At 41.9% G+C, this 24,279-nt stretch carries 23 protein-coding genes and 1 other RNA gene; 9 read left to right on the top strand and 15 right to left on the bottom strand.

Translation table 11 applies throughout. The features are described from left to right. Positions 1-61: 61 nt before the first annotated feature. Positions 62-2,131 (top strand): methionine--tRNA ligase, encoded by a 2,070-nt coding sequence (gene metG / locus FM107_RS07290; protein ID WP_086947839.1) that lies wholly within the window; start codon positions 62-64, stop codon positions 2,129-2,131. A 211-nt stretch (positions 2,132-2,342) separates the two neighbouring features. On the opposite strand, the gene brnQ is transcribed toward metG, so the two are convergent. The 5 genes from brnQ to FM107_RS07265 form a co-directional block, all read right to left on the bottom strand. Next, entirely contained in the window at positions 2,343-3,656 is a 1,314-nt protein-coding gene (gene brnQ / locus FM107_RS07285) for a branched-chain amino acid transport system II carrier protein (protein WP_086947838.1), read from the bottom strand. Between the two features lie 28 nt (positions 3,657-3,684). Continuing rightward, on the bottom strand, positions 3,685-4,446 hold the full coding sequence (folP, locus tag FM107_RS07280; protein WP_256959395.1) for a dihydropteroate synthase: 762 nt from the start codon (positions 4,444-4,446) through the stop codon (positions 3,685-3,687). Between the two features lie 212 nt (positions 4,447-4,658). Further along, entirely contained in the window at positions 4,659-5,135 is a 477-nt protein-coding gene (locus FM107_RS07275) for a DUF4920 domain-containing protein (RefSeq protein WP_086947836.1), read from the bottom strand. A gap of 9 nt (positions 5,136-5,144) precedes the next feature. Then, positions 5,145-5,726, bottom strand: coding sequence for an L-threonylcarbamoyladenylate synthase (locus FM107_RS07270; RefSeq protein WP_086947835.1), 582 nt, complete (start codon positions 5,724-5,726; stop codon positions 5,145-5,147). Further along, on the bottom strand, positions 5,726-6,547 hold the full coding sequence (locus FM107_RS07265) for a 2,3,4,5-tetrahydropyridine-2,6-dicarboxylate N-succinyltransferase (protein WP_086947834.1): 822 nt from the start codon (positions 6,545-6,547) through the stop codon (positions 5,726-5,728). Before FM107_RS07265 ends, FM107_RS07270 begins: the two co-directional genes overlap by 1 nt. 153 nt (positions 6,548-6,700) lie before the next feature. Between FM107_RS07265 and FM107_RS07260 the strand changes: the two genes are divergently transcribed. Further along, the gene (locus FM107_RS07260) at positions 6,701-7,105 is read left to right on the top strand and encodes an RNA-binding S4 domain-containing protein (RefSeq protein ID WP_086947833.1); all 405 of its coding nucleotides are present in this window, start codon (positions 6,701-6,703) and stop codon (positions 7,103-7,105) included. Positions 7,106-7,113: 8 nt separating this feature from the next. Here the strand turns inward: FM107_RS07260 and mtgA are convergent, their stop codons facing one another. Next, positions 7,114-7,788, bottom strand: a complete 675-nt coding sequence (mtgA, locus tag FM107_RS07255; RefSeq protein WP_086947975.1) for a monofunctional biosynthetic peptidoglycan transglycosylase — start codon at positions 7,786-7,788, stop codon at positions 7,114-7,116. 301 nt (positions 7,789-8,089) lie between these two features. Between mtgA and mutS the strand changes: the two genes are divergently transcribed. Further along, a complete protein-coding gene (mutS, locus tag FM107_RS07250; RefSeq protein ID WP_179204422.1) occupies positions 8,090-10,666 on the top strand; it encodes a DNA mismatch repair protein MutS in 2,577 nt (858 codons plus the stop codon). A gap of 57 nt (positions 10,667-10,723) precedes the next feature. On the opposite strand, the gene FM107_RS07245 is transcribed toward mutS, so the two are convergent. Beyond that, the gene (locus tag FM107_RS07245) at positions 10,724-11,893 is read right to left on the bottom strand and encodes a hypothetical protein (RefSeq protein ID WP_086947831.1); all 1,170 of its coding nucleotides are present in this window, start codon (positions 11,891-11,893) and stop codon (positions 10,724-10,726) included. A 149-nt stretch (positions 11,894-12,042) separates the two neighbouring features. Between FM107_RS07245 and FM107_RS07240 the strand changes: the two genes are divergently transcribed. Both FM107_RS07240 and FM107_RS07235 read left to right on the top strand, forming a co-directional pair. Beyond that, the gene (locus tag FM107_RS07240; RefSeq protein WP_179204421.1) at positions 12,043-12,696 is read left to right on the top strand and encodes a tRNA1(Val) (adenine(37)-N6)-methyltransferase; all 654 of its coding nucleotides are present in this window, start codon (positions 12,043-12,045) and stop codon (positions 12,694-12,696) included. Between the two features lie 2 nt (positions 12,697-12,698). Then, positions 12,699-13,193 carry a metallophosphoesterase gene (locus FM107_RS07235; RefSeq protein ID WP_086947829.1) on the top strand — a complete coding sequence of 165 codons (495 nt, stop codon included), beginning with the start codon at positions 12,699-12,701 and terminating at the stop codon, positions 13,191-13,193. A gap of 1 nt (position 13,194) precedes the next feature. On the opposite strand, the gene FM107_RS07230 is transcribed toward FM107_RS07235, so the two are convergent. The 5 genes from FM107_RS07230 to FM107_RS07205 form a co-directional block, all read right to left on the bottom strand. After that, positions 13,195-13,530, bottom strand: coding sequence for a MerR family transcriptional regulator (locus FM107_RS07230; protein WP_086947828.1), 336 nt, complete (start codon positions 13,528-13,530; stop codon positions 13,195-13,197). Positions 13,531-14,101: 571 nt separating this feature from the next. Next, positions 14,102-14,944, bottom strand: a complete 843-nt coding sequence (gene accD, locus FM107_RS07220) for an acetyl-CoA carboxylase, carboxyltransferase subunit beta (RefSeq protein WP_086947827.1) — start codon at positions 14,942-14,944, stop codon at positions 14,102-14,104. 189 nt (positions 14,945-15,133) lie between these two features. Then, positions 15,134-15,231, bottom strand: an RNA gene (gene ffs, locus FM107_RS07215) — signal recognition particle sRNA small type. Positions 15,232-15,313: 82 nt separating this feature from the next. Continuing rightward, entirely contained in the window at positions 15,314-15,541 is a 228-nt protein-coding gene (locus tag FM107_RS07210; protein ID WP_086947826.1) for a DUF6814 family protein, read from the bottom strand. A 1-nt stretch (position 15,542) separates the two neighbouring features. Then, positions 15,543-17,081 carry an MFS transporter gene (locus FM107_RS07205; protein ID WP_086947825.1) on the bottom strand — a complete coding sequence of 513 codons (1,539 nt, stop codon included), beginning with the start codon at positions 17,079-17,081 and terminating at the stop codon, positions 15,543-15,545. A gap of 188 nt (positions 17,082-17,269) precedes the next feature. On the opposite strand from FM107_RS07205, the gene FM107_RS07200 reads away from it, so the two are divergent. Next, on the top strand, positions 17,270-17,548 hold the full coding sequence (locus tag FM107_RS07200; RefSeq protein ID WP_306298638.1) for a hypothetical protein: 279 nt from the start codon (positions 17,270-17,272) through the stop codon (positions 17,546-17,548). 69 nt (positions 17,549-17,617) lie between these two features. Here the strand turns inward: FM107_RS07200 and rsmG are convergent, their stop codons facing one another. Further along, the gene (gene rsmG / locus FM107_RS07195) at positions 17,618-18,253 is read right to left on the bottom strand and encodes a 16S rRNA (guanine(527)-N(7))-methyltransferase RsmG (protein ID WP_086947973.1); all 636 of its coding nucleotides are present in this window, start codon (positions 18,251-18,253) and stop codon (positions 17,618-17,620) included. A gap of 37 nt (positions 18,254-18,290) precedes the next feature. Next, positions 18,291-19,436, bottom strand: a complete 1,146-nt coding sequence (locus tag FM107_RS07190; protein WP_086947823.1) for a glycosyltransferase — start codon at positions 19,434-19,436, stop codon at positions 18,291-18,293. A gap of 143 nt (positions 19,437-19,579) precedes the next feature. On the opposite strand from FM107_RS07190, the gene tgt reads away from it, so the two are divergent. Genes tgt through FM107_RS07175 form a run of 3 tightly spaced genes read left to right on the top strand, consistent with a single transcriptional unit; the run spans position 19,580 to position 22,743 of the window. Next, the gene (tgt, locus tag FM107_RS07185) at positions 19,580-20,710 is read left to right on the top strand and encodes a tRNA guanosine(34) transglycosylase Tgt (protein WP_086947822.1); all 1,131 of its coding nucleotides are present in this window, start codon (positions 19,580-19,582) and stop codon (positions 20,708-20,710) included. A gap of 36 nt (positions 20,711-20,746) precedes the next feature. Further along, the gene (locus tag FM107_RS07180) at positions 20,747-21,829 is read left to right on the top strand and encodes an LptF/LptG family permease (protein ID WP_086947821.1); all 1,083 of its coding nucleotides are present in this window, start codon (positions 20,747-20,749) and stop codon (positions 21,827-21,829) included. A gap of 2 nt (positions 21,830-21,831) precedes the next feature. After that, positions 21,832-22,743 carry a DMT family transporter gene (locus FM107_RS07175; RefSeq protein WP_086947820.1) on the top strand — a complete coding sequence of 304 codons (912 nt, stop codon included), beginning with the start codon at positions 21,832-21,834 and terminating at the stop codon, positions 22,741-22,743. Positions 22,744-22,804: 61 nt separating this feature from the next. Here FM107_RS07175 and FM107_RS07170 read toward each other — a convergent pair whose 3' ends face one another. Continuing rightward, on the bottom strand, positions 22,805-24,271 hold the full coding sequence (locus tag FM107_RS07170) for a glutamate synthase subunit beta (RefSeq protein ID WP_086947819.1): 1,467 nt from the start codon (positions 24,269-24,271) through the stop codon (positions 22,805-22,807). Positions 24,272-24,279: the final 8 nt, after the last annotated feature.

Raw genomic sequence — 24,279 nt, 5'->3', positions numbered from 1 at the left:
TCAAACAAACAAATCTTTTGTTTTTTTAAAGTTCTTTATAATATATTAAAATTGTTATACGTTGAGTATCTTATCTAAAAATCGTTTTACTGTTACTTCGGCCTTACCCTATGCAAATGGGCCTCTACATATCGGACACCTTGCTGGGGCCTATATCCCGGGGGATATCTTTGTCCGTTTTCTACGCCTAAACCATAAGGATGTTGTTTATGTCTGCGGATCCGATGAACATGGTGCAGCCATTACAATTAAAGCAAAAAAGGAAGGGGTCACACCCAAGCAAATTATTGATAAATATAATTCTCAAATAAAGGAGAGCTTTGAAGAGTTTGGTATCGGGTTCGATATGTATCACCGTACTTCTGAACCGATTCACCATGAACTATCGCAAGAGTTTTTCTTAAATTTGTATAAAAAAGACGAATTCATAGAGAAAGTTTCCGAGCAATATTACGACGAAGAATTTAATCAGTTCCTCGCCGATCGATATATCATTGGAACCTGTCCGCACTGTCATAATGAAGGTGCGTATGGTGATCAATGCGAAAAATGTGGTACGTCGTTAAATCCCACCGATTTGATAAACCCTAAATCGACGCTTAGCGGAAAGTCTCCCATATTAAAAGAAACCAAGCACTGGTATTTACCTCTGGATAAATATCAGCCCTGGTTAGAGAAATGGTTGATTGAAGGGAAGAAGGATGAATTGAAATCAAATGTTTTTGGGCAGTGCCAGTCGTGGCTTAAATCTGGCCTACAGCCGCGCTCGATGACAAGAGATTTAGATTGGGGTGTTGACGTTCCATTAGAAGAAGCAAAGGGAAAGAAATTGTACGTTTGGCTCGATGCACCTATCGGTTATATTTCAGCGACTAAACAATGGGCGTTAGACAACGGTAAAAATTGGGAATCGTATTGGAAAACGCAGGAAGATCCACGGGACGACTCTACGTTAATTCATTTTATCGGAAAAGACAATATTGTTTTTCACTGTATCATATTCCCAGCCATACTACATGCACATGGTGGGTATATTTTGCCGGATAACGTGCCTGCAAATGAATTTTTAAACTTAGAGGGAGAGAAATTATCTACTTCCCGCAATCACGCTGTGTGGTTACACGAATATCTTGAGGAGTTCCCGGGTAAACAAGACGAACTCCGTTATGTGCTTACTTCAATTTTGCCGGAGACTTCCGATAGTGAATTTACGTGGAAGGATTTTCAAGCACGTGTTAATAATGAACTGGTCGCAATTTTTGGGAATTTCGTGAATCGGGTTATGGTACTTTCACATAAGTATTTTGCCGGGACGGTACAAATTGGTTCTGCCCTTACTCCAGCGGACACGGACGTTCTTGCGGAACTCGCTAGTTTTCCTAAGCATATTGAGCAGTCGCTATCGCAATATCGTTTTCGCGAGGCCTTGTCACATTTCATGAATCTCGCACGACTTGGTAATAAATACTTAGCTGATGAAGAACCGTGGAAAGTTTATAAGCAAGATCCAGAACGCGTGAAGACCGTACTGTATGTTGCCTCCCAAATTGTAGCTAATTTAGCAGTCTTAGCGCAAGCGTTTCTACCTAAAACAGCGGAAAAACTATTTGCTATGCTCAATATTACACCGATGATGTGGGATCTAGCCGGCAATGCCGATATCATTCCTCAGCAGCACATACTCGGGCAGGCGCAACTATTGTTCGAAAAAATAACTGACGAACAGGTCATATTTCAATTGGAAAAATTAGCCAGAGCGAAGCTGACAAATGCCGCAGATAGTAAGCCTGTTGCACCTTTAAAGGGGAATGTTAGCTATGATGAATTCATGACGATGGATATTCGTGTTGGAACGATCATCGAGGCAGAGAAAGTCGCCAAAACGAAGAAGCTTCTTAGATTACAAATCGATACAGGGATTGATCAGCGTACGGTCGTTTCGGGAATTGCAGAATATTTTAATGCAGAAGAAATCGTTGGTAAACAGGTTTCTATTTTAGTAAACCTCGAGCCGCGTGAAATCAAAGGAATTACCTCTCAAGGGATGATACTTATGGCCGAAGATGCAGATGGTCGGTTGGACTTCGTTAGCCCGAATACAGGGATCAAAGTGGGAAGTTCAGTTCGGTAAGATTTTGCAATGGATAACTCCATCGACTCCATATAAAATGTTGTTTTTTCGAACATTTAATTTGTAAAATAAAAAAACCTGAAGCGGGGAGCTTCAGGTTTTTTACTAACTAACCAATTATTAACCTAAATTATGAATTACTACTATAACTGCAATTTAGGGACCGATATTGTATTTGACAGCCTGTATTAACAGTTTTTAACTAAAATATTTATCCGTTATGCGATTCACGGCCTGCCAGTTTGCCATTTTGACGGTTAATCAATAAGGCGACGCCAAAAAATAAAATGGATGGCAGTACCCAGCCTAACTCATATTTGAATAACGGAATTTTATTAAGAATCGTTAGCTGAGATTCCTCTAGTAGACCTAGTATTTTTAACAGGTTAATAGCCGCAACAATTGTTGAGGCGCTAATGGCCGCAATATAAGGTCCTTTTGATTTTACCCAGTGTCCGAAAATAACAATATAGAGGACAAGTGTAATCACTATTGGATAAACGAAAGCAAGTGGCGGATATGCGAATTTAATGATATTATCTACCCCAATAACGGATAGTACCCCAGATAAAAGGCAGCATAGTGTAACCAATAGTTTGTAGCCAAGACGCCCATTTGTTATTCCACTGAAATAGGTTCCTACGGCTGAGGTTAATGCAATCGCGGTGGTTAGACAGGCGAGCGTGATACAGACGTTGATAGCGAGCGTGCCGTACGTTCCGAAAATGCGATGGGAAATCGATAGCAATAGCTCCGAACGGCTTATTGTAACGGATTCCACGCCAGAGGATGCACCAAGGTAAATTAATCCCCCGTAGATAAAAAGTAAACAGGATGCGGCTAGGATGCCCGCAGCGATAACCACCTTATTCTTTTCTTTAAGGGAGGTATAACCCTTTGCTTTGGCCGAGGCGATAATAATTCCGGCAAATACGACCGATGCCAGTACGTCGAGTGTTTGATAACCTTCGGTGAACCCAAGCGTAAAGGACTGCCCGGTAGTTAAACTTTCCGTTACTGGTGGAGCGATTGGTGACACGATCCCCTTAATGATTAGAAACGTGAGGATAATTAATAACAAAGGTGTTAAAATCGTCCCAACAATGTCAACTACTTTACGTGGAACGATAGCGAAACACCAAACGGCTATAAAGAAAATAAGCGATGTCCAACGGGGGCTACTTTGTGGGAATGTAGGAAGGATGCCCACTTCAAAGGTTGTCGCGGCGGTACGTGGAATGGCAATTAATGGTCCAATACAGATCATAATGACCGTACCGAGTACAACTGCTAACGTTTTATTCACACGGTGCCCCAGATCGTTAAAATTCTCTCCTGAATTGGTAACGGCTAAAACCCCTGTGAACGGAAGTAAGATCCCGGACAAGCCGAATGCAAGTATTGTGGTCCATATGTGGGTGCCAATTTGCAGCCCGATATAGGGGGGAAGTAATAAATTACCCGCTCCAAAAAACATCGCGAAAAGAGCAAAGCCGATCGTAAGTATGTCTTTAAATTTCCTCAAAATATATTTTCTAAAAGATTAGGATTCGTTAAAATAAAAGGTCAACCAGCTGCTTAGCTTCCTTCACGTCATGTACGCGCAGTAGTTGAACGCCCTTACTAAGAAGTAATGTGTTTAATGCCGTGGTTCCAATCAACGCTTCCTCTGGCGTAATATTAAGTTTTTTGTAAATCATCGATTTACGGGAGATGCCGCCGAGTATGGGAAGATCGAAGTATTGCAACTCATCCACCCGGTGCACCAATTCATAATTCTGTTCGATTGTTTTTGCAAAACCATAGCCCGGATCAAGTATGATATCACGTACGCCCAATGCGCGAAGTTCCGCGATCTTTTGCCCGAAGAAGGTCGCCACATCGAGTACGATATCTTCATAATTTGTCAACTCTTGCATATTTTCGGGCTTACCGCGCATGTGCATAAGGATATAGGGGACCTGCAGCTTGGCTACCGTCGAAAACATGTTCTTATCAAGGGTTCCTCCTGAAATGTCATTTATCATATGTACACCAGCCTCGACGGACGCCTGGGCAATCTGTGATCGAAAGGTGTCGATCGATAATAGGGTACTCGGATAGCGTTTTGATAGCGCGTTAATAAGCGGTAGCGCCCGATCAGCCTCTTGTTTGACGCTAATAAGTGGTGCCCCCGGACGCGAGGAGTAGGCACCAATGTCAATAATATCCACCCCACTTTCTATTAATTCCGCTGCTTTTCGAATCGCAAGTTCCACGGTATTATGCTGCCCGCCGTCGAAAAATGAATCTGGTGTCAAATTTAAAATGCCCATAATTAATGGCTTTTCGAACGAGATTAGTTTTCCGCCAGCAACTATAGATTGTGAGGATTTAGTGCTAAGGTGTTTCATTATGTGTTAAAGTAACAAAATATTTTGGGAGTAGACCGGGGTGACCAGCTTTCCGAAATCAAAAAATGTATAAAAGGTTATCTACATGTGAGGAGATAACCTTTTATAAAAATTCTTTTCGTTAAAAAGAGGAATTAGTTTAATAAGACAACGCCGTCCGCCACGATGCTAATGTCTTTTCCAGGCTTATCTATTTTTGCAATTTCTTCCTTCGATGCCCCTTTATCCTCGGCATAGTGTTTTAGCCAATCGACCGATGTTTCTTTAACTTTCGCGCGCCCTTCAACGGCGACAGTTTTTCCAATTATATCTTCAGGGACAAAGTAAGCGTAATCAGTAAAACGTACCATTACGGTTTCTCCATTGTCGCGTTTAAGCGTTAAGAAACACCCCTTCTTTTTACACACTTCAACAACCTTTCCTTTAACTTGTCCACTAAATTTGCCGGCCGATTTTAATTTTTCTGACAATTCTGATACAGTAATAGCGTCGGCGCCGTCAATCTTTTTTCCGTATTGCACACCTTTGCTGGGTTGCGTTATTTCTTGTTGGGCAAAACTTAACTGCATTGCTGCAAAAACACATATAAGAACACTTGATAACTTTTTCATTTGATCTTACTATTTACGTATAAACTCGAATTTACCACTTGGGTCAAGTTTCATGACGGTCGACGATTTGCTGTTCCTCACGATGTCTTGTTCGTACTGAACTACGTAATCTACTCCGTCAAGTATCTCTTGTGAAATTTCATTAAAAGTCGTAGGGGAGGCTACTCCACTGATATTGGCTGAGGTCGACACAATAGGCTTTCGAAATCGTTGAAGTAGTTGCTCACAAAATGGGTGTGTAACAACACGAATGCCAATGCTCCCATCTTCTGCGGTGACATTGTTAGGTAGGTTCTTTGCGTTCGAATAGACGATCGTCAACGGCTTGGTTGAATACTCAATCAATTCATAAGCCACTTCGGGCATTTCCTGAACATAGCTTGCTAATTGATTGTCGTTATGTAACAAGACGATCATACTCTTTGATTTATCTCTGCCTTTTAATGCAAAGACTTTTTCTACCGCCTCTTCGTTGGTCGCATCGCAGCCAATCCCCCAAATGGTATCGGTGGGGTAAAGAATCAGCCCGCCATCTTTTAACGTTTGGAGGGCTTGATTTAAGTCTGCTCTATCTACCAATAAATGGCTCATTAAACCGCTACATTATGTTCACGTAAGGCATCGTTTAACGACGTTTTCTTGTCGGTTGATTCCTTTCGCTTGCCGATGATTAGCGCGCAAGGTACTTGATAATCTCCAGCAGGGAACTTTTTAGTGTATGATCCCGGGATAACAACCGAGCGTGCGGGCACGTATCCTACATATTCGACGGGCTCTTCTCCAGATACGTCAATAATTTTAGTAGATGCTGTTAATACGACATTTGCCCCCAGTACGGCTTCTGTCTCTACACGAATGCCTTCGACCACGATCGCACGTGAACCGACAAACACATTATCTTCAATTATTACTGGCGCCGCCTGAACAGGTTCTAGTACGCCGCCTATGCCCACGCCACCACTTAAATGTACATTTTTCCCGATTTGGGCGCAAGATCCGACGGTAGCCCAAGTGTCAACCATTGTTCCTTCATCAACGTAAGCGCCAATATTCACATATGAAGGCATCATGATCACACCTTTTGCAAGAAAAGCGCCATATCGCGCACTCGCTCCCGGTACGACTCTAACACCGAGCTTCTTGAAGTTCGTTTTTAACTTCATTTTATCGTGATAGATAAATGGACCGTTGTCGATTTCTTGCATATCACGGATAGGGAAATACAAAATCACGGCTTTCTTAATCCAATCATTCACATGCCAGCGTGTTCCGATGAGTTCAGCAACGCGAAGATCACCTTCATCTAAGCGGTCGATAACCATATTGATGGCTTCGAAATATTCTTTGTAAGTTAGTAATTGCCTGTCCTCCCAAGCTTCTTCGACTAGTTTTTGTAATTTTTGTATTTCCATTTTTTATTGACGCGCTCCGCGGTGTAAAATCTTGATAAATGAAGGACCCTGAGCGCAAAATTGTAGGGTACCTATTTACTTACAAATATTAGCATTTTTTGTCTAATCGCCGACTATATTCGTTAAATTTCGCTATTTGACGTATTTTTGTATATGGCAACCGAAATTGAAAAACTTCGTATCGATAAATATTTATGGTCCATCCGTCTATTTAAAACGCGTAGTTTGGCGACCGATGCCTGTCGGGCTGGGAAAGTCAAACTTAACGGGCAAAATATCAAACCTTCGTATTTGGTGAAAATAGGGGAGGTATATAGCGTTCAAAAAGGGATTGAGCGTAAAGTGATTAGGGTGTTGGGTTTGTTGGATCGCCGAGTTGATGCCAAAACCGCAGTACAGTTTTATGAAGATCAGACGCCTGAAGAGGAAACATACACTTATAAATCCAAATTCCATGCTCCCATACTCAAGCGCGATCGGGGTACGGGACGTCCGACAAAAAAAGACAGGCGCGAGATCGATGAGCTTACCTCAGAATGGCGTGAAGAAGATGAATAAGAAATAAATCAATCGGGAATTTTGTAGTATTTGAGATAACGAACAATATTGTTAGCTCGACGATTGACATACGCAGACGGGCTCCGCGCATCCCATTTGTTGGGACTAGGGAGGATAGCAATTATGAGCGCGGCTTGTTTTCGACTGAGGCTGCTGGCTGATTTATAAAAATAGTACTTCGATGCTGCCTGCGCACCATAAACACCCTGTCCCATCTCAATAACATTGAGATACACTTCTAAAATACGTTTTTTGCTCCAAAATATTTCAATAAGCACTGTGAAGTAACTTTCCAGGCCTTTTCGGAACCAAGACCGCTTTGGCCAGAGAAACACGTTTTTTGCAACTTGTTGACTAATCGTACTACCTCCCCGTAGCTTTTTACCAGCTTTATTTCTCTCAAAGGCTTTTTTTATAGCGTCTGTATCAAAGCCGTGATGGGTGAGAAAGTGTGCGTCTTCCCCGGCGATGGCCGCGCGTTTTAAATTATCCGAAATATTTTCGTAGTCTACCCATTGTTTATCGATCTTCCATTCTTTACCCGCTGACTTACGTTCAAAGGCACGTTTGATTTGTAAATAGGTGATTGGGGGATTCATGAAAATGAGTAGGGCAACCCAAATGATACTGAAGATAAAACATGCAATTACCATGCGTGCAAGCCAGAGTCCTACCGACTGCATCGGGGTTGGTTGCTTGCTTGTTTTCTTTCTCGGTTTTCGTTTTCTCGTGCCGCTTCGTTTGATAGCCATGCCTGTTCATTTGTGCTGCAAAACTAGGTCATTTTTTTTAAAAACTTCATTATTGATCCAAAAAGTATCGGCACTTCGTCAGATTTCTGGTTTAAAATTCGGGTAGGTGATTTCGATTTTTTAGCATGAAAACATCGTTGGGAATGTTTGTCAAATCGAGGCATTTAACTTATTTTTACGCCTTACTAAAAACGGAGTTCAATTGGCCAAAGCGAAAAAACAAACGCCTTTAATGCAACAATATAATACGATCAAGGCGAAATACCCGGGTACGTTATTGTTGTTCAGAGTAGGAGATTTTTATGAGACATTTGGAGAGGACGCGATAAAAGCGGCGGGTATATTAGGTATTGTTCAAACCAAACGCGGAAATGGTTCGGAGTCTGAAACAGCGTTAGCGGGTTTTCCTCATCATTCGCTGGAAACCTATCTCCCTAAATTGGTGCGTGCTGGACAACGCGTAGCGATATGTGACCAATTAGAGGACCCAAAGCAAACAAAGACAATCGTTAAGCGGGGAGTGACCGAACTGGTAACGCCAGGGGTATCCTATAACGATAATATTATAAAGCAAAAATCGAATAATTACCTTGCGTCGATATTTACCGATAAAAAGGACGTAGGTATTGCATTCTTAGACCTTTCTACGGGTGAGTTTTTAGTCGCGCAGGGCGATGTGAACTATATCGATAAGTTGCTTCAGAGTTTTAAGCCTAGTGAAGTAATATTACCCAAAAAGCAGTATACAGAGTTCCAAGAGCACTATGGTAAGCAGTATTATACGTACACTTTGGATGAATGGCCTTATACGGGTGATTATGCGGCAGAAGGCTTATTGAAGCATTTTCAAGTGAATTCACTCAAAGGATTCGGCATTGAACGTATGCCGACCGGCATTCTTGCTGCTGGTGTTGCTTTACATTATTTAAACGAAACGGAGCACCGAAACCTGCTACATATATCCAATATCTCGAGAATTGAGGAAGATCGGTTTATGTGGCTCGACCGTTTTACGATTCGAAATTTAGAACTTATTGGGTCAACTAACGAAAATGCGATTGTACTTTCGGATGTTTTGGATCAAACAGCAACGCCGATGGGCGCGCGATTGTTAAAACGGTGGATGGTTATGCCATTAAAAGATGTTGGATCGATCCAGGAGCGGCTTGACAGTGTAGAATATTTTGACGCCAATAGAGATTTGCGTGATGAGCTGATCAAGGAGATTCGTCAAGTTGGTGATTTGGAACGGTTGATTTCCAAAATTGGCCTCCAAAAAGCGAACCCTCGTGAGATTATTCAACTGAAACGTTCCCTATATGCGGTCGAGAAATTGAAATCCTTGACCAATATTGGGGCCTCGCCGGTATTGACATCGATGTCTGAACAGCTCGATATTTGTGAGCGTATTCGCGAAAAAATTAAACAGACGGTGCAAGATGAGCCTCCTGTCGCCTTGAGCAAAGGCAATGTGATTAGTGACGGTGTTGACGAAGAGTTAGACCGTTTGCGTAAAGTAGCTTTTGGCGGTAAAGATTATTTGTTGGAGATTCAAAAACGAGAATCTGACGCAACGGGGATACAATCGCTAAAAATAGCTTTTAATAATGTTTTTGGATATTACCTTGAAGTAACCAATACCCACCGTGATAAAGTTCCCGAAGTATGGATTCGTAAGCAAACTTTGGTTAACGCTGAGCGCTATATTACCGAAGAGCTAAAAGAATACGAGGAGCAGATTTTAGGAGCAGAAGAAAAGATCCAGGCAATTGAGAATCGACTCTACGGGGAACTTTTGCTGGAGATTGCTGCTTACATCAAGCCCATCCAGCGCAATGCCCAAGTGATTGCTAAACTAGACGTTTTACTGAATTTTGCGTGGATCGCAGAGAAGAACTATTACAGTAAGCCACAGGTTTCCGATAGTAAAATGCTGGATATCAAGGGAGGACGTCATCCGGTTATTGAACAAAATCTTCCCATCGGGGAAGACTATATTACCAACGATACCTATTTGGATCCCGAAACACAGCAGATTATCATCATTACAGGTCCTAACATGGCGGGTAAGTCCGCTTTGCTACGTCAGACAGGACTCATTGTTTTAATGGCCCAAATCGGTTGTTTCGTTTCTGCGAAAGAGGCGCGTATCGGTGTGGTTGATAAAATTTTTACGCGTGTTGGTGCGTCTGATAATCTTTCTTCGGGTGAATCTACGTTTATGGTAGAAATGAATGAAACAGCGAGTATTATGAATAATCTTTCCGAGCGTTCATTGATCTTACTCGATGAGATAGGCCGGGGGACCAGTACTTATGATGGTATCTCCATTGCATGGGCAATTGCTGAATATTTACACAACCATCCCACTTGTCGTGCAAAGACGTTATTTGCTACGCATTATCACGAGCTCAATGAGCTAACCAATTCAATGCCGCGGATAAAAAACTATAATGTATCGGTTAAGGAGTTGCAAAATAAAGTTATTTTCCTGCGTAAATTAGTTCCGGGCGGATCGGAGCATAGTTTCGGGATTCATGTTGCGAAGCTCGCTGGTATGCCCAGTAAGCTCTTGGCGCGCGCCAATGAGATTCTAAAGCGCCTAGAACAGGAACGTACAGGAGGGGAGGAGATTAAAGATAGTATGCGTAAAATTCAGAAGCAGGCTTATCAATTGCAAATGTTTGCGATCGACGATCCTGTTCTTTTGAAAATCCGAGACATGCTCAATAATTTAGATGTTAACGTATTAACACCGGTTGAGGCGTTGATGAAACTTGACGAAATCCAGCGACTGTTGAAAAATTGAAGCAGAGAAAGCGGATGGAAATCAAGACAACTTAATCAAAAGTAGCAGGGGGCTGTTCTAAAAGCGGAAAAATACCTGTAGACTCGCGTAATTTGGTTGGATCTCAGTGAGTAAGTTCTTTTCCCATTCGTATGAGATGTAATGATAGGCTCCCTCTAATCCAATATATTGTTTTTTATAAAGATGGCGCATGAGCGAAAGGGCGACGGTGGTACGCATAGCATTTACGTTGTGGTAACGTACACTACTTGAGCCTTGTTCGTAATCGTCGTAATAATAGTCGTCATAATAATAGCTATCAGTCACCTCGGATAACCCCGTGCTCGTAGCTTCATAGTATAGGCCGATTTTTGGCGAAATAATAAACTTATCGTTGTCAAATATTTTATACCCTATGTTCCCGCCCAAGCTGAAACTTACAGCCGAATTGACCGTTTCGATTTCGTCATAAAGCAAAAAATCAAATGCGCGGTCATTTGTATTTACGCGAATTTTAGCCCCTAACTCGTAGATAAACGGCACTGATAATTTAGAAGAGTACATCAGGCCAAATGCCGGACTTGCTTTGAAAACAGGGTCATTGCCACTTATCGGAAATTCCACGCCAGCAGATATAAGTATACCCGCTCGATATTTATCATCTTTGGCTACTTTGACGAATTTAGTTTCCTTTGCGGGTGCTACTGTCGGCTGGTTATCTTGATAGGTTTGGTAAAAATCGTCTATATTATCGGAAAATAGGAATGCGATTTTTCGTTCCTGGTCAGTCAGCGCGTAGCTTGCAGAGTTTAATAAGGCTGCTGATTTGAGTTTTATAAGCGAATCGACCGGATGATTTAGCGGGACATAATTGAACGCAGATTTGTTCTTTTTGTAAATGGATTGATATGCTGGCTCGACGCTATAATCCCAGCGCATTATCAATATTTCTTGGTAGTCTTTGCTAAGGTAATCCGTAATTAATGCTTCCGTCGAGTTTTTCTCGATCAGTGCACGTAAGATGCGAAGACGTTGCGTAAACTCACTTTCCCCGCAACTACTTTGTATCGTTCCAAGCACTGGTTCTAAGCTCGAAAAATCATTTTCCTCGAGCACAGTAATCAGTTTCTCTAAGGAGACCTGCGTGATTTTGTCACAATCTTGGAACCCTATCCGCGTCTTAGCGCTTGCTAACGATGATGAAAAGATGAAACTAGCAACATAAAGGAGCGTTAATAATTTGTTCATATGGTGTAATTCAAAGCTAAAGTAACGATTATAATTGGTTTTTTTGGTGTTTATGCACAGTGTGGTAATTGTATTTTAATTTTAACTTTGATGCAATGAATTCTATTTTTCGATTTAAACGATTTCAAGTTGATCAAAGTAATTGCGCGATGAAAATTAATACTGATGGCGTTTTACTTGCCGGAATCGTTCAGCCCTTTAATGCGCAGCGTATCTTAGACATAGGGACCGGGACGGGCGTTATAGCTATGATGCTTGCGCAAAAATTCCCAAGTGCATCGGTTCACGGTGTTGAGATCGATGAGGCTGCATGTAAGCAAGCCAGCTTAAATTTTGGGGCGTCGGACTTTAACGAGCGACTCGAAGTTATCGCTTCTTCTTTTCAGCAAATGAAGCCCGCGATGCCGTATGACTTAATCGTATCAAATCCTCCGTTTTATACCCGTTCACTACACAGCCCGGATCCACGCAGAAGGATAGCAAAGCATGCCGATGAAGTTTTCTTCGAAGACTTAATGTCATTTGTCGAACGGAATCTATCGGCAAGCGGTAAGTTTTATTGCATTTTACCAACATTGATGGCTGAGAAGATTACTAATGAGTTGTTGCCCGTGCTGGGCTTATATTATCACGGGGCGACCCATATTTACTCCTTTCGGTCGGAGTCTCCGATACGAACCGTGATTGAGATTGGTAAACAAGATTCGAAGTTTTCGTGTAGAGAACTTGTTATCTATGCGTCCAAAGGCGTTTATTCGGCCGAATACCAAGAGCTGCTTCAACCTTATTTTTTAAATTTTTAGTTATGCGGAAAATTGGACTACTTTCAGATACACACGGATTTTTGGATGACGTTGTATTTAGGCATTTTCAAAGCTGTGATGAAATTTGGCATGCTGGGGATTTTGGTGACGTGAAAATCATCGATGCGTTATCCGAATTTAAACCCTTTCGCGGGGTGTGGGGGAATATCGATGATCAATCTATTCGAGCAGCATGCCCGGAAAATCAACGCTTTGTTTGTGAAAAAGTGGATGTATGGATGACACATATCGGCGGGTATCCGGGACGCTATTCTCCAGCGGTAAAGCAGGGTATCATGACAAACCCACCCAAGTTGTTCATCAGTGGACATTCCCATATTTTAAAGGTGCAGTATGATCCGAAATATGGATTATTACATATTAACCCCGGTGCTGCCGGAAAATACGGATGGCATAAGGTAAGGACGCTCGTGCGGTTTGATATTGATCAGGAAAAAATTTTAAACCTGGAGGTAATCGAACTAGGGCAACGCTAAACTAGAGGCTGTCACGAACCTCGACTAGGAACGATTTAAGCCGCTCAAGCGAATCGATGACACGTTGATTTTCTTTCACCTCATTTTTATTGGAACGTAGATACTCGCGTGCGCCTTGAAGGGTGTACCCTTTATCTTTTACCAAGTTAAAGATAATCTTTAGATTCGAAATATCTTCTGGCGTAAATAAACGATTACCTTTTTTATTTTTCTTGGGTTGGAGGATATCGAACTCTCGTTCATAAAAACGTATCTGTGAGGCGTTGACTTCAAACATTTCAGTTACCTCACCCATAGTGTAATATAATTTGTTTATTTCACGTTCTTTGTACGGCATAGTTGTGTATCTACTTTAACAAATATACAACGTATGTTTGGTATTCAAAATTTTTCGGGGAGTGAATGTTTTTTTTGAATTTAGGGGTGTTCGGCAGCGGTGAAATGTACTTGGTCGTTATTTTGGGTTGGTTATGAAAAAGGGAATTGTAATCGTTAGTTCGTTTTGGACGAATTTTTTTTCTGCAGGCAAAGCCTCTGCGGTCACTATATTCCCGTTTATTTTTCTGCAAAAAAAAGTATTCCTACAAAACGTTGTGTTAATCAACCACGAACGGATACATATTCGTCAGGCAATTGAACTGTTGGTCTTACCTTTTTATGTATGGTATTTGATTGAGTTTATGATTCGATATATTCATTTTCGTGACTTTAAACGCGCGTATTACAGTATCAGTTTTGAGCGCGAAGCGTATGAAAATCAACATCGACTTAATTACTGTTCAACGCGGCCATTTTGGTGCTTTTTGAATTATGTAAAGCGGCGCCGATAATGTCGCGCGTTTGTTAAAAAAAAAGCTCACGATCATCCATAGGATGATTGCGAGCTTTTTTTGTTGATTTATGTTTTACTAGTTTAGTAAGCGTAAAAAAGTAGCCACTTTAGACTTTAGATTACGCCGATCGACGATGAAGTCCAAGAAGCCGTGTTCTAAAACAAATTCGGAAGTCTGAAAGCCTTTTGGTAAATCTTTTTTGATTGTTTCTTTAATAACACGAGGTCCCGCGAATCCAATAAGTGCTCCCGGTTCGGCTATATTGATGTCTCCGAGCATTGCGTACGATGCGGTAACACCGCCAGTGGTTGGATCGGTAAGTAAACAGACGTATGGAAGTTTTGCTTTGGATAACAGCGCTAACTTAGCAGATGTTTTTGCCATTTGCATCAGCGAAAAAGCGGCCTCCATCATACGTGCGCCACCCGATTTGGAAATGAGCATAAAAGGTAATTTGTGCTCGATACAAAAATCAATGGAACGCGCAATCTTTTCGCCCACCACGGAACCCATCGATCCCCCGATGAACGTAAAGTCCATACAAGCAATTACGATATCCTGACCTTCCATTTGTCCATGACCACATCGAATAGCATCTTTGAGACCTGTTTTCGCTTGGCTGTCCGCTAAACGCACCGGATAAGGTTTTGTGTCGGAAAAATTAAGCGGATCGCCTGAAGTAAGGTTCCCAAACAATTCCGTGAAATTATTGTCGTCAAATAAAATTGAGAAGTATGCTGTGGAACCGATACGAATGTGGTAATCACAATATTGACAAACGTATTTGTTTTCAATCTGTTCACTATTCAGTAACGGCTTTTTACAGTTAGGGCATTTATTCCACATACCGTCAGGGGCTTCCTTTTTATTTTCGGTTGCAGTGTTTATGCCTGCTTTATTTCTTTTAAACCAACTCATAAGTTTTGCTAATTCGGACTACAAATAAACGAAAAATATCGTAAAAAGTAATATCGCGAGTGATTGAACGATCCTAAAGATGGATTTACTTTCTTTAGGCATACATCAACATACTGTTAACGGATTCCCTTATTGGAAACTAATGCCTACAAAAAAAGCGCCATTAAGCGCTTCAGAACCATTTAAAAAAATGGGCAAGCTACTCCTATCGCACCGCTCAACCAAATACCCTTGCTTTGTTCCCAACCTGGGGGAGTCAATGGGAGCTGGTCGTAGGAGACTTGCCCGGGACAAAAGTAGCAAAAAAATAGGTTTAAGGAAAACTTTTTGCACTACTTTATGTACAGGCTTGATTGTCAGTAAGCAAAATTACATTTTACTTTTGTCGTATTCGCCTTTCCAGGCATAATAGCCAAATATTCCTAAACCAACACTGATAATTGGCGTTAGGATGAACAAAACAATAATACCAAATACCAAGTCTTCTTGGTGTCCTGTGTTTAACTTGGGTATGCCGAATTGGAAGATGCAGAAATACGCGGTTAGAATTGCAAGAAGGATCCATAGGAGTCCAAATACTTTTTTTATACTTTCCATATTAGTCGTTCGTCGTGTTAGCAGTCATATTTTTTGTGATATATAGCGCGCCGATGATGAAACATACCGCTGATATAATGATAGGGTACCACAGGCCCTCTAAATAGTACGTGGGGTCACCTTGGCTGAGCGCGTTGCTTGCTAGGTATGTCGATACCGCCGGGAGTAATCCCCCAAAGATTCCATTACCTATGTGGTAGGGTAGGGACATCGAGGTATAGCGAATTTTTACAGGGAAAATTTCGACTAGAAAAGCAGCTATAGGTCCGTAAACCATGGTGATGTATAGTATCTGTATGAAAATCAAGGCGACTAACATCACATAGTTGCTTCCGGAAATTGTGACCAAACTTTTTGAGGTAATTTGGGGCACCGTATCCTCCATCACCGGGGCGCTGTCATTCAAAAATTTTTGTGTAGTTGTTACAATTACATTCGTGCCGTCGGTATAGGTGCTTTCTAATCGTTTTATCTCTTGCTTACCGTGCTCTATTGGTACAGTTTCGTTGCTTTGTACGCGTGCTTCAACGATTTCAGTTTTATGCTCTAGGTTGGTGATTTGGTACATCGCCTCATAAATCGGCCGGTATGTAAGTAGGGCTAAAAGCATACCGGCCAGCATGATCCACTTACGCCCAATCTTATCGCTTAATCGGCCACAAACGACAAAAAAGGGTGTTCCAAACAGTAACGCAATTCCAAGAATCAGATCAGCTTGATTACTATCTAAAAACATAACGGTCTTCATGAAGCTCATTGAATAGAACTGTCCGGTATACCAAACGACACCTTGTCCCATTGCAGCACCGAAGAGGGCTAATAAGACGAATTTTAGGTTATATTTATTGCCAAAACTCTCTCTTAAGGGGTTAGTCGCCGTCTTCCCTTCGGACTTTGCTTTGGCAAACTCCGGCGATTCATCCATGTTTTTACGAATAAGGTACGATACATAAACCATGATTATCGATAGGATGAAAGGGACACGCCAGCCCCACTCGTCGAATTGTTCTTCACTAAGGCAGAATCTGGTTACTAATATGACTACAAGGGAGATGAATAGTCCGAATGTTGCGGTCGTTTGTATCCAAGAGGTCCAGTATCCACGTTGTCCTTCAGGACTGTGTTCAGCGACATAGGTCGCGGCGCCACCGTATTCGCCACCTAGGGCTAGTCCTTGCAAGAGTCGCAGTACTAAAACGATGAGCGGCGCCAAAAATCCTATTGTTTCATAGCTTGGGGTAATCCCGATAAGAAATGTGGCTCCCCCCATAAGGACTAAGGTGACCATGAACGTATACTTGCGTCCGATCAAGTCGCCTAAACGTCCAAAAAAGAGCGCGCCGAATGGACGGACAACGAAACCTGCGGCAAACGTTGCTAGCGTAGATAAGAACGCGGCTGTGGGATTATCTGCAGGGAAAAATTTTGTGGAGAGTACAACGGACAGACTTCCGAAAATAAAGAAATCATACCATTCGATGAGCGTACCTAAGGATGATGCTCCAATTACTTTCCATAAGGCTCTCTTGTTCGTTTGCATATATAGGCTAGGTTTACGTATTGTTTTTCAATTCGAAATTTTTAAGAAAATTGTATTTCTTGTGATAATTAGCGGAGATGAAGGTCTATCAAGGCAGGTTTTACATTGAAATTGACCAATCTCGCCGGAAATTAGACTTGTTTATAATTGAAACCCTAAATTAAGAATTTTGATTAAAAATCCTAACTTTGAATGAAAATTTAGATATGGAATTAAAAGGAGCAGAAGAACCGTTTGATATCGAACTAGATGATATCGTTTATGCCGTGTTTCCCGAAGAAAAAGATGTGTATGTTGTCTTTAAGGAAGGACGTGAATATGTCAAGTTATTGAAGGACACCGAAAAATCTTGGTTGATGTTGAATCCTGAAACCGAACTTCCTATGTTTGGATTGGACGAAGAAGTAGACCGTCTTGGAGAAAAAATTAATGAAGTACTTAGCCAGAGATCAGGAAGTGACTCATAAAAAAGCGTAGCGTATAGGAGGAATTTCCCCTATACGCTTTCTTAGTTGATCTTTCTTGTGTGCGATGTACTACATTGGAATGTAAGCTACGTATTTTGTTTCAAAGAAATCTTCTTTGAAGTAGTCAGAAAGGCGGTGGAGCTCCACCTTGAGCTTGGACTCTTTGATTTCCACTTGAAGATCGCCACCTTTGAGGTACAAAATTCCATTAGGTATACCGTTTTTATCTTGCTTTTCGAATTTGTTCCGCACCCAGGGCGCAAAATCTACCAACTGCGTCACTGCTCTTGAGACTACGAAATCATATTTGTGATCGATTTCTTCAGCCCGGATATGATCAGCCTCTATATTATTAAGCCCTAGCGCTGCAGCAACCTCGCGAACCACCTTGATTTTTTTTCCAATCGAGTCCACTAAATGGAATTGCACCTCCGGAAAGAAGATAGCCAGCGGGATCCCCGGGAAGCCTCCACCGGTCCCCACATCTAGAACTCTGGTGCCCGGCGTAAAATCACCAACAAACTTTGCTATCCCTAAGGAATGTAAAACGTGATGAAGGTACAGACTGTCGATGTCTTTTCTAGAAATAACATTGATCTGATCGTTCCAAAACGGATATAGTTCGCCAAGCTTTGCAAACTGCTCCTTTTGTTGGTCAGTTAGCTTGGTGAAATACTTATAAATGATATCTACGGTAGGATTCATGACTTTAAAATTAAAATGACAGGGCAAATAGCGAAAATTATTTCCAGGCGATTTCTTTTTTTCGGCGGTTAAATAATCCATTCAGGCAAATATAAAAATAGTAAACCAGGTCTAAAACCGGAAGCCACAATAAAAGATCGCGGACATCAAGTTTCCGGTAAATACTACTAAAAATAATCAGCTGACTCAGGAGCCGAAGGATATAGGCTCCTAGCGGGAGGAACCATAAATAAGGGTTCATAATAAGACACACGAGCGTCATGACATAGAACAGTAATGCAGAAATAAGTTGCGTTGCGAGCATGCGTTTGTGGCGCCCTTTGTAGAGTACCGAAGCGCCAGCATGGCGCGCTTTTTGTCTATAGTAGCTCTTCCATGTTTCCTTAGGCTTAGAATAAACATGAGCATCGGGATGAATGGTAATATTCACATTTTTTCGGTTTGCATTTTGGTTAACGAATAGGTCGTCGTCTCCCGATTTGATATGCATATGTTTTGTGAATCCCTTTGATTTAAAAAACAGTGATTTTTTATAAGCGAGGTTTCGCCCGACCGCCATGTACGCATTCCTTTTTATCGCGTAAGAAAGGTAGCTCATGGCTGTGTGCGAGGTTTCAAAACGTATCACTTTATTTAAGAAACCCGGGAACTTGAAATAGGGGGAATACCCAATGATAATCTCTTTTTCCTCTGTAAAGGCACCAGCCATTTCACTAATCCAATTCGAGCTCGATGGCTGACAGTCGGCATCGGTAAATAGTAGGTGCTCATACTGGGCGCCTTTTATGCCCATGGTCAGCGTGAACTTTTTGGTATTCTTTAGCCTGATGTGTTCTTTAATTTCAATGACCCGTAGTTTATCGGGGTATTTTTTGACGAATTCTTTCAGCACCCATTGTGAGTCATCGCTCGAGCAGTCGTTGACCACGATCACTTCAAATCGGGGGTACTGTTGCTCTAAGATGATCGGCAAAAACTCGCTCAGATTATCTTGTTCATTAAAAGCGGAAATGATTACGCTGACCGGTGGTTTCTCGCTGTTATCCTGATAGGGTTTGACTTTTTGTACAGCAAGCTTACCATACACGAATAATATATAGTAAAGTTGGATTAGTAATAAAATCCCCAATATCGCTAAAGGAATGTAGGGGATATAGGGTGTCAATTGTTCGAGTTCTAACATATTCAAGATTCAAATATAAGGTGTTCTTTGATGAAATTGGGGAGAATTAGTTAAGTTTTATTAAGAAATTAGCCCGTGCTCGTTTCCTTCTGTTTTTTATCCTATTTTTGCAAGGATTTTAATAAAGAGGGCATTAATAGTATATGAAATTTACGCTTCAAGCAAAGGATAACGGATCCAGTGCTCGTGCAGGGATTATAGAAACAGCGCACGGGAATATTCAAACACCAATATTTATGCCCGTTGGTACCGCAGGTACCGTTAAAGCGGTTCATCAGCGTGAACTTATTGAAGATATTCAAGCACAAATAATTTTGGGTAATACCTATCATTTGTATCTCCGACCAGGTTTAGATGTCTTGAATAAAGCTGGAGGCTTACATAAATTTATAAACTGGGAACGACCTATTCTTACCGACTCTGGCGGCTATCAGGTGTATTCGTTGACGGAAGTTCGCAAAATTAAGGAAGAAGGCGTTACATTTCGCTCCCATATTGATGGGTCGAAACATCTGTTTACCCCCGAGAATGTAATGGATACACAGCGTATCATCGGTGCAGATATTATTATGGCGTTTGATGAATGCACGCCGTACCCATGTGATTACAACTATGCACGCCGCTCGCTGGATATGACCCACCGCTGGCTCAAACGTTGCGTAGACCGTTTTGATAGTACAGAGCCACTTTATGGCTATGAACAAACATTATTTCCAATAGTACAGGGATCCGTGTATAAAGATCTACGGGAGAAGTCGGCCGAAGTGATCGCCTCGTTCAATAGAGATGGTAACGCGATTGGGGGACTTTCTGTCGGTGAACCGGCCGAAGAGATGTACGCGATGACGGAGGTTGTTACCAATATCTTGCCAGAAGATAAACCCCGGTACCTGATGGGTGTGGGAACTCCGGTAAACCTGCTGGAAAATATTGCCCTTGGAATCGATATGTTCGATTGTGTTATGCCGACACGCAACGCCCGCAATGGGATGCTATTTACCCAGAATGGGATCATAAATATTAAAAATGAGAAATGGAAAACCGATTTCTCGCCCATCGAAGAAGAAAGTGACCTCTTAGTGGATCGCCTACATACCAAGGCCTATTTACGTCACTTAATTAGATCGCAAGAGATATTAGGGGCACAGATAGCCTCACTGCATAATTTACATTTTTACCTTTGGTTAGTAAACCAAGCGCGTGAAAAAATTATTGATGGGACTTTCTATTCTTGGAAAGATAAAATGGTGAAAATATTAGGACAAAGGTTGTAACTTCGGAAAAACAGTAGATATTACCGCACAAGCGTTATGAACATCATCGATCGTTATATCATAAAGAAATACCTCAGTACATTTATATTTACTGTGGCGATTTTTATTATTATTATCGTCGTTTTTGATGTTTCGGAAAAATTGGATGATTTCTTGAAGAATAAGGCACCAATGTCGAAAGTCTTTCTCGAATATTATGCCTTAGGAAGTATTCCCTTCTTTCTAAATATGCTCACCCCATTGATAAATTTTATTGCCGTAATATTCTTTACTTCGAAAATGGCGGATCAGACAGAGATCGTCCCTATTTTGAGTGGAGGTATGAGTTTTAATAGGTTTTTACGTCCTTACCTTTTTTCTGCGGGGCTCATCTTCGCTTTTACTTTTGTATCGAACATTTGGATTATTCCCTATACCAACAAGATAAAGGTTAATTTTGAAAATGTATATGTCAAGCCACAGAAGGTAAGTACTTCAACGCTATCGACACATATGCAGATTGATTCCAATACCTATGTGTATATCGATAACTTTGATACTAAACGAAATATCGGTTATAATTTTTCACTAGAAAAGTTTGATGGCGACAGGTTGACCGAGAAACTAATGGCCAGCCGGATAACATGGGACTCTACGGCGACTAAGTGGAAGATTGAAGATTATAGCGTGCGCTTTATTGATGGGTTAGACGAACGGATGGAGAAGGGTGCCTCGCGCGATACGACACTAGATATGTTGCCACGAGATTTTGAAGTTTATGACAACGTATTCACCGCGATGGATACCAAGGAGCTTAACGATCGGATTCGCAAGGAAGAGACAAGAGGGACGGGAATGATGACGGATTTATTGCTGGAAAAATATAAGCGATACATCAGTCCATTTTCCGCCTTTATACTGACTTTGATGGGCGTTTCACTGTCTTCGAAAAAAGTACGCGGTGGGATTGGTCTTTCTTTAGGGATAGGGATAGCATTGAGTTTTACGTACTTGATACTTGTTCAGTTCTCTACCATGTTTTCCCTCAAGGGGGGCTTACCTCCGCTAATTGCAATGTTGATTCCTAATGTACTGTTTTTGCTACTAGGTCTGTGGCTCAAATATAAAGCTCCGAAATAATCATGACTCTTCCTTCTGTTAATAAGAACGTTCTTATTCTACACTTCACGGTGTTAATTTGGGGGTTTACCGGTATCCTTGGCGAACTTATTTCTATCTCCGCTCTTCATTTGGTTTGGTACCGCGTAGTTATCGCTGCACTTTCGTTATTTATCTACTTTATCGTCATCGGGAAGTCGGTTCATGTGGCCAAAAATACGCTTATTCAAATCATTTTAGTTGGCGGTGTTGTCGGCTTACATTGGGTGCTTTTCTTTCACGCTATAAAAATTTCTACCGTATCGGTAACGCTCGTCACCTTGTCCGCGGCGACGCTTTTCACCTCGATTCTCGAACCGTTGATCAATAGAAAACGAATTTCAAAGGCCGATGTTGGTATTGGTATAGTCATCCTGTTTGGTATCTATTTGATATTTAAATTTGAATTTCAATATGTGTGGGGGATAATCTGCGGTTTATCATGCGCGCTATTAGCGAGCATATTCTCGATACTTAATGCACGATTAGTTAAACAGACAAGCGCGACGGTCATCACTTTCTACGAGATGCTCGGGGCGTTCCTTTGCGTGTCAATTATCATGTTAGTGACCGGTAAATTTGACGATACGATGTGGCTTGAAGGTAATGACTGGGCCTACCTTTTACTGCTTGGGGTCCTATGTACGGCTATTTCCTATGTACTCGGTGTAGCAGTGATGAAAGAGCTTAGTGCATTTACGGTCGCATTGACAACGAATATGGAACCGGTATATGGAATTGTTTTGGCAATCTTAATTTTCGGGAATAGGGAAACGATGAGTGCGGGATTTTATGCCGGCGCAGTAATCGTTTTAGGGGCTGTATTTTTGTATCCTTATATCAAGACGAAGATTGAAAACAAGGAGCGGTCGTTGGTTAACCGCAAATTACACTAAACAAGCAAACAAAAGACCCGGAATCGTTCCGGGTCTTTTGTTGTTTGCTGCTAATAGGAGTTTAAGCGTACGAGACTGATTTGTCTTTGCGCTCAAGTTCTGAATACCCCATTAAGTATTCATCCACTTTTCGAGCGCATTCGCGCCCTTCGGAGATGGCCCATACCACTAGTGATTGGCCCCGGCGCATATCCCCTGCCACGAAGACATTGTCCAATGAAGTTTTATATTCTCCTTCTTGCGCATCAACATTTCCTCTTTCGGTGAGTTTGACACCTAACTGTTGTAATAAACCATCATACTGTGGGTGCAGAAACCCCATGGCTAAAGTAACTAGCTGGCAAGGTAGTTCACGTGCGGAACCCTCAATCTCCTTGAATTTTACAGGACGTCCTGATGCGTCTACTTCCCATTCGAGATCGACTATTAGCGCCGCCCGGACGTGTCCGTTTTCATCACCGAGAAACTCCTTGGTGCTGATGCTCCAATGCCGCTGACAGCCTTCCTCATGCGAGCTCGTTGTTTTTAATAACATAGGGTAGGTGGGCCAAGGCATATTTTCCGTACGCTCTGTGGGTGGCTGCGGCATCAGTTCAAACTGTGTAACGCTCGCTGCGCCGTGACGGTTAGACGTCCCTACGCAATCCGAGCCTGTGTCTCCGCCACCGATAACCAATACATTTTTTTTTGCCGCGTGAATTTCTTCGACTTCAATAGGTGAGTTTCCCACGCGTTTGTTTTGTTGTTTTAAGAATTCCATTGCGAAATGAACGCCCTTAAGATGACGGCCTGGGATCGGTAAGTCGCGCGGAATTGTTGAACCGCCAGACAATACGACGGCGTCATATTCTTTGAGCTCGCTGACAGGGACATTCCCACCTACTTCGGAATTTGTCCGGAACACTACACCGGACTGTTTCATGACTTTTACACGGCGGTCTATTACCGTTTTCTCGAGTTTGAAGTCAGGAATGCCGTAGCGCAATAATCCGCCAACTTTATCATCCCTTTCATACAGTACAACGTCGTGCCCTGCTTTGTTTAGCTGCGCAGCGGCAGCCAAGCCCGCAGGGCCCCCTCCAACGACGGCAACACGCTTGCCTGTTTTGATGAAGGACTGATGCGGTTTTACGAAGTTGTTCTTAAAAGCGATTTCGATAATATGCTTTTCTATTTCTTCGATAGCTACGGGTGATTTGTTTATTCCCAGTACACATGCGGATTCGCAGGGGGCTGGACATATTCTACCTGTGAACTCAGGGAAGTTATTGGTGGAAGAAAGAATTTCGTATGCTTCTTCCCAACGAGCGTCATAAACGGCATCGTTGAACTCGGGGATGACGTTCCCTAACGGGCATCCTGAATGGCAAAATGGAATACCGCAATTCATGCATCGCGCCGCTTGGTTATTCAGCTGTTCCTCGGAATATGGTTCGACAAATTCCTGATAGTTTTGTTTTCTATTCTCTGCAGAGTCTTTCTGAGGAAGTACTCTTTGATATTCTATAAATCCTGTTGGTTTTCCCATGATATGTT

This window comes from Sphingobacterium sp. JB170 (assembly GCF_900163865.1).
Classification (GTDB): domain Bacteria; phylum Bacteroidota; class Bacteroidia; order Sphingobacteriales; family Sphingobacteriaceae; genus Sphingobacterium.
This window is presented reverse-complemented; position numbering and strand designations above follow the sequence as displayed.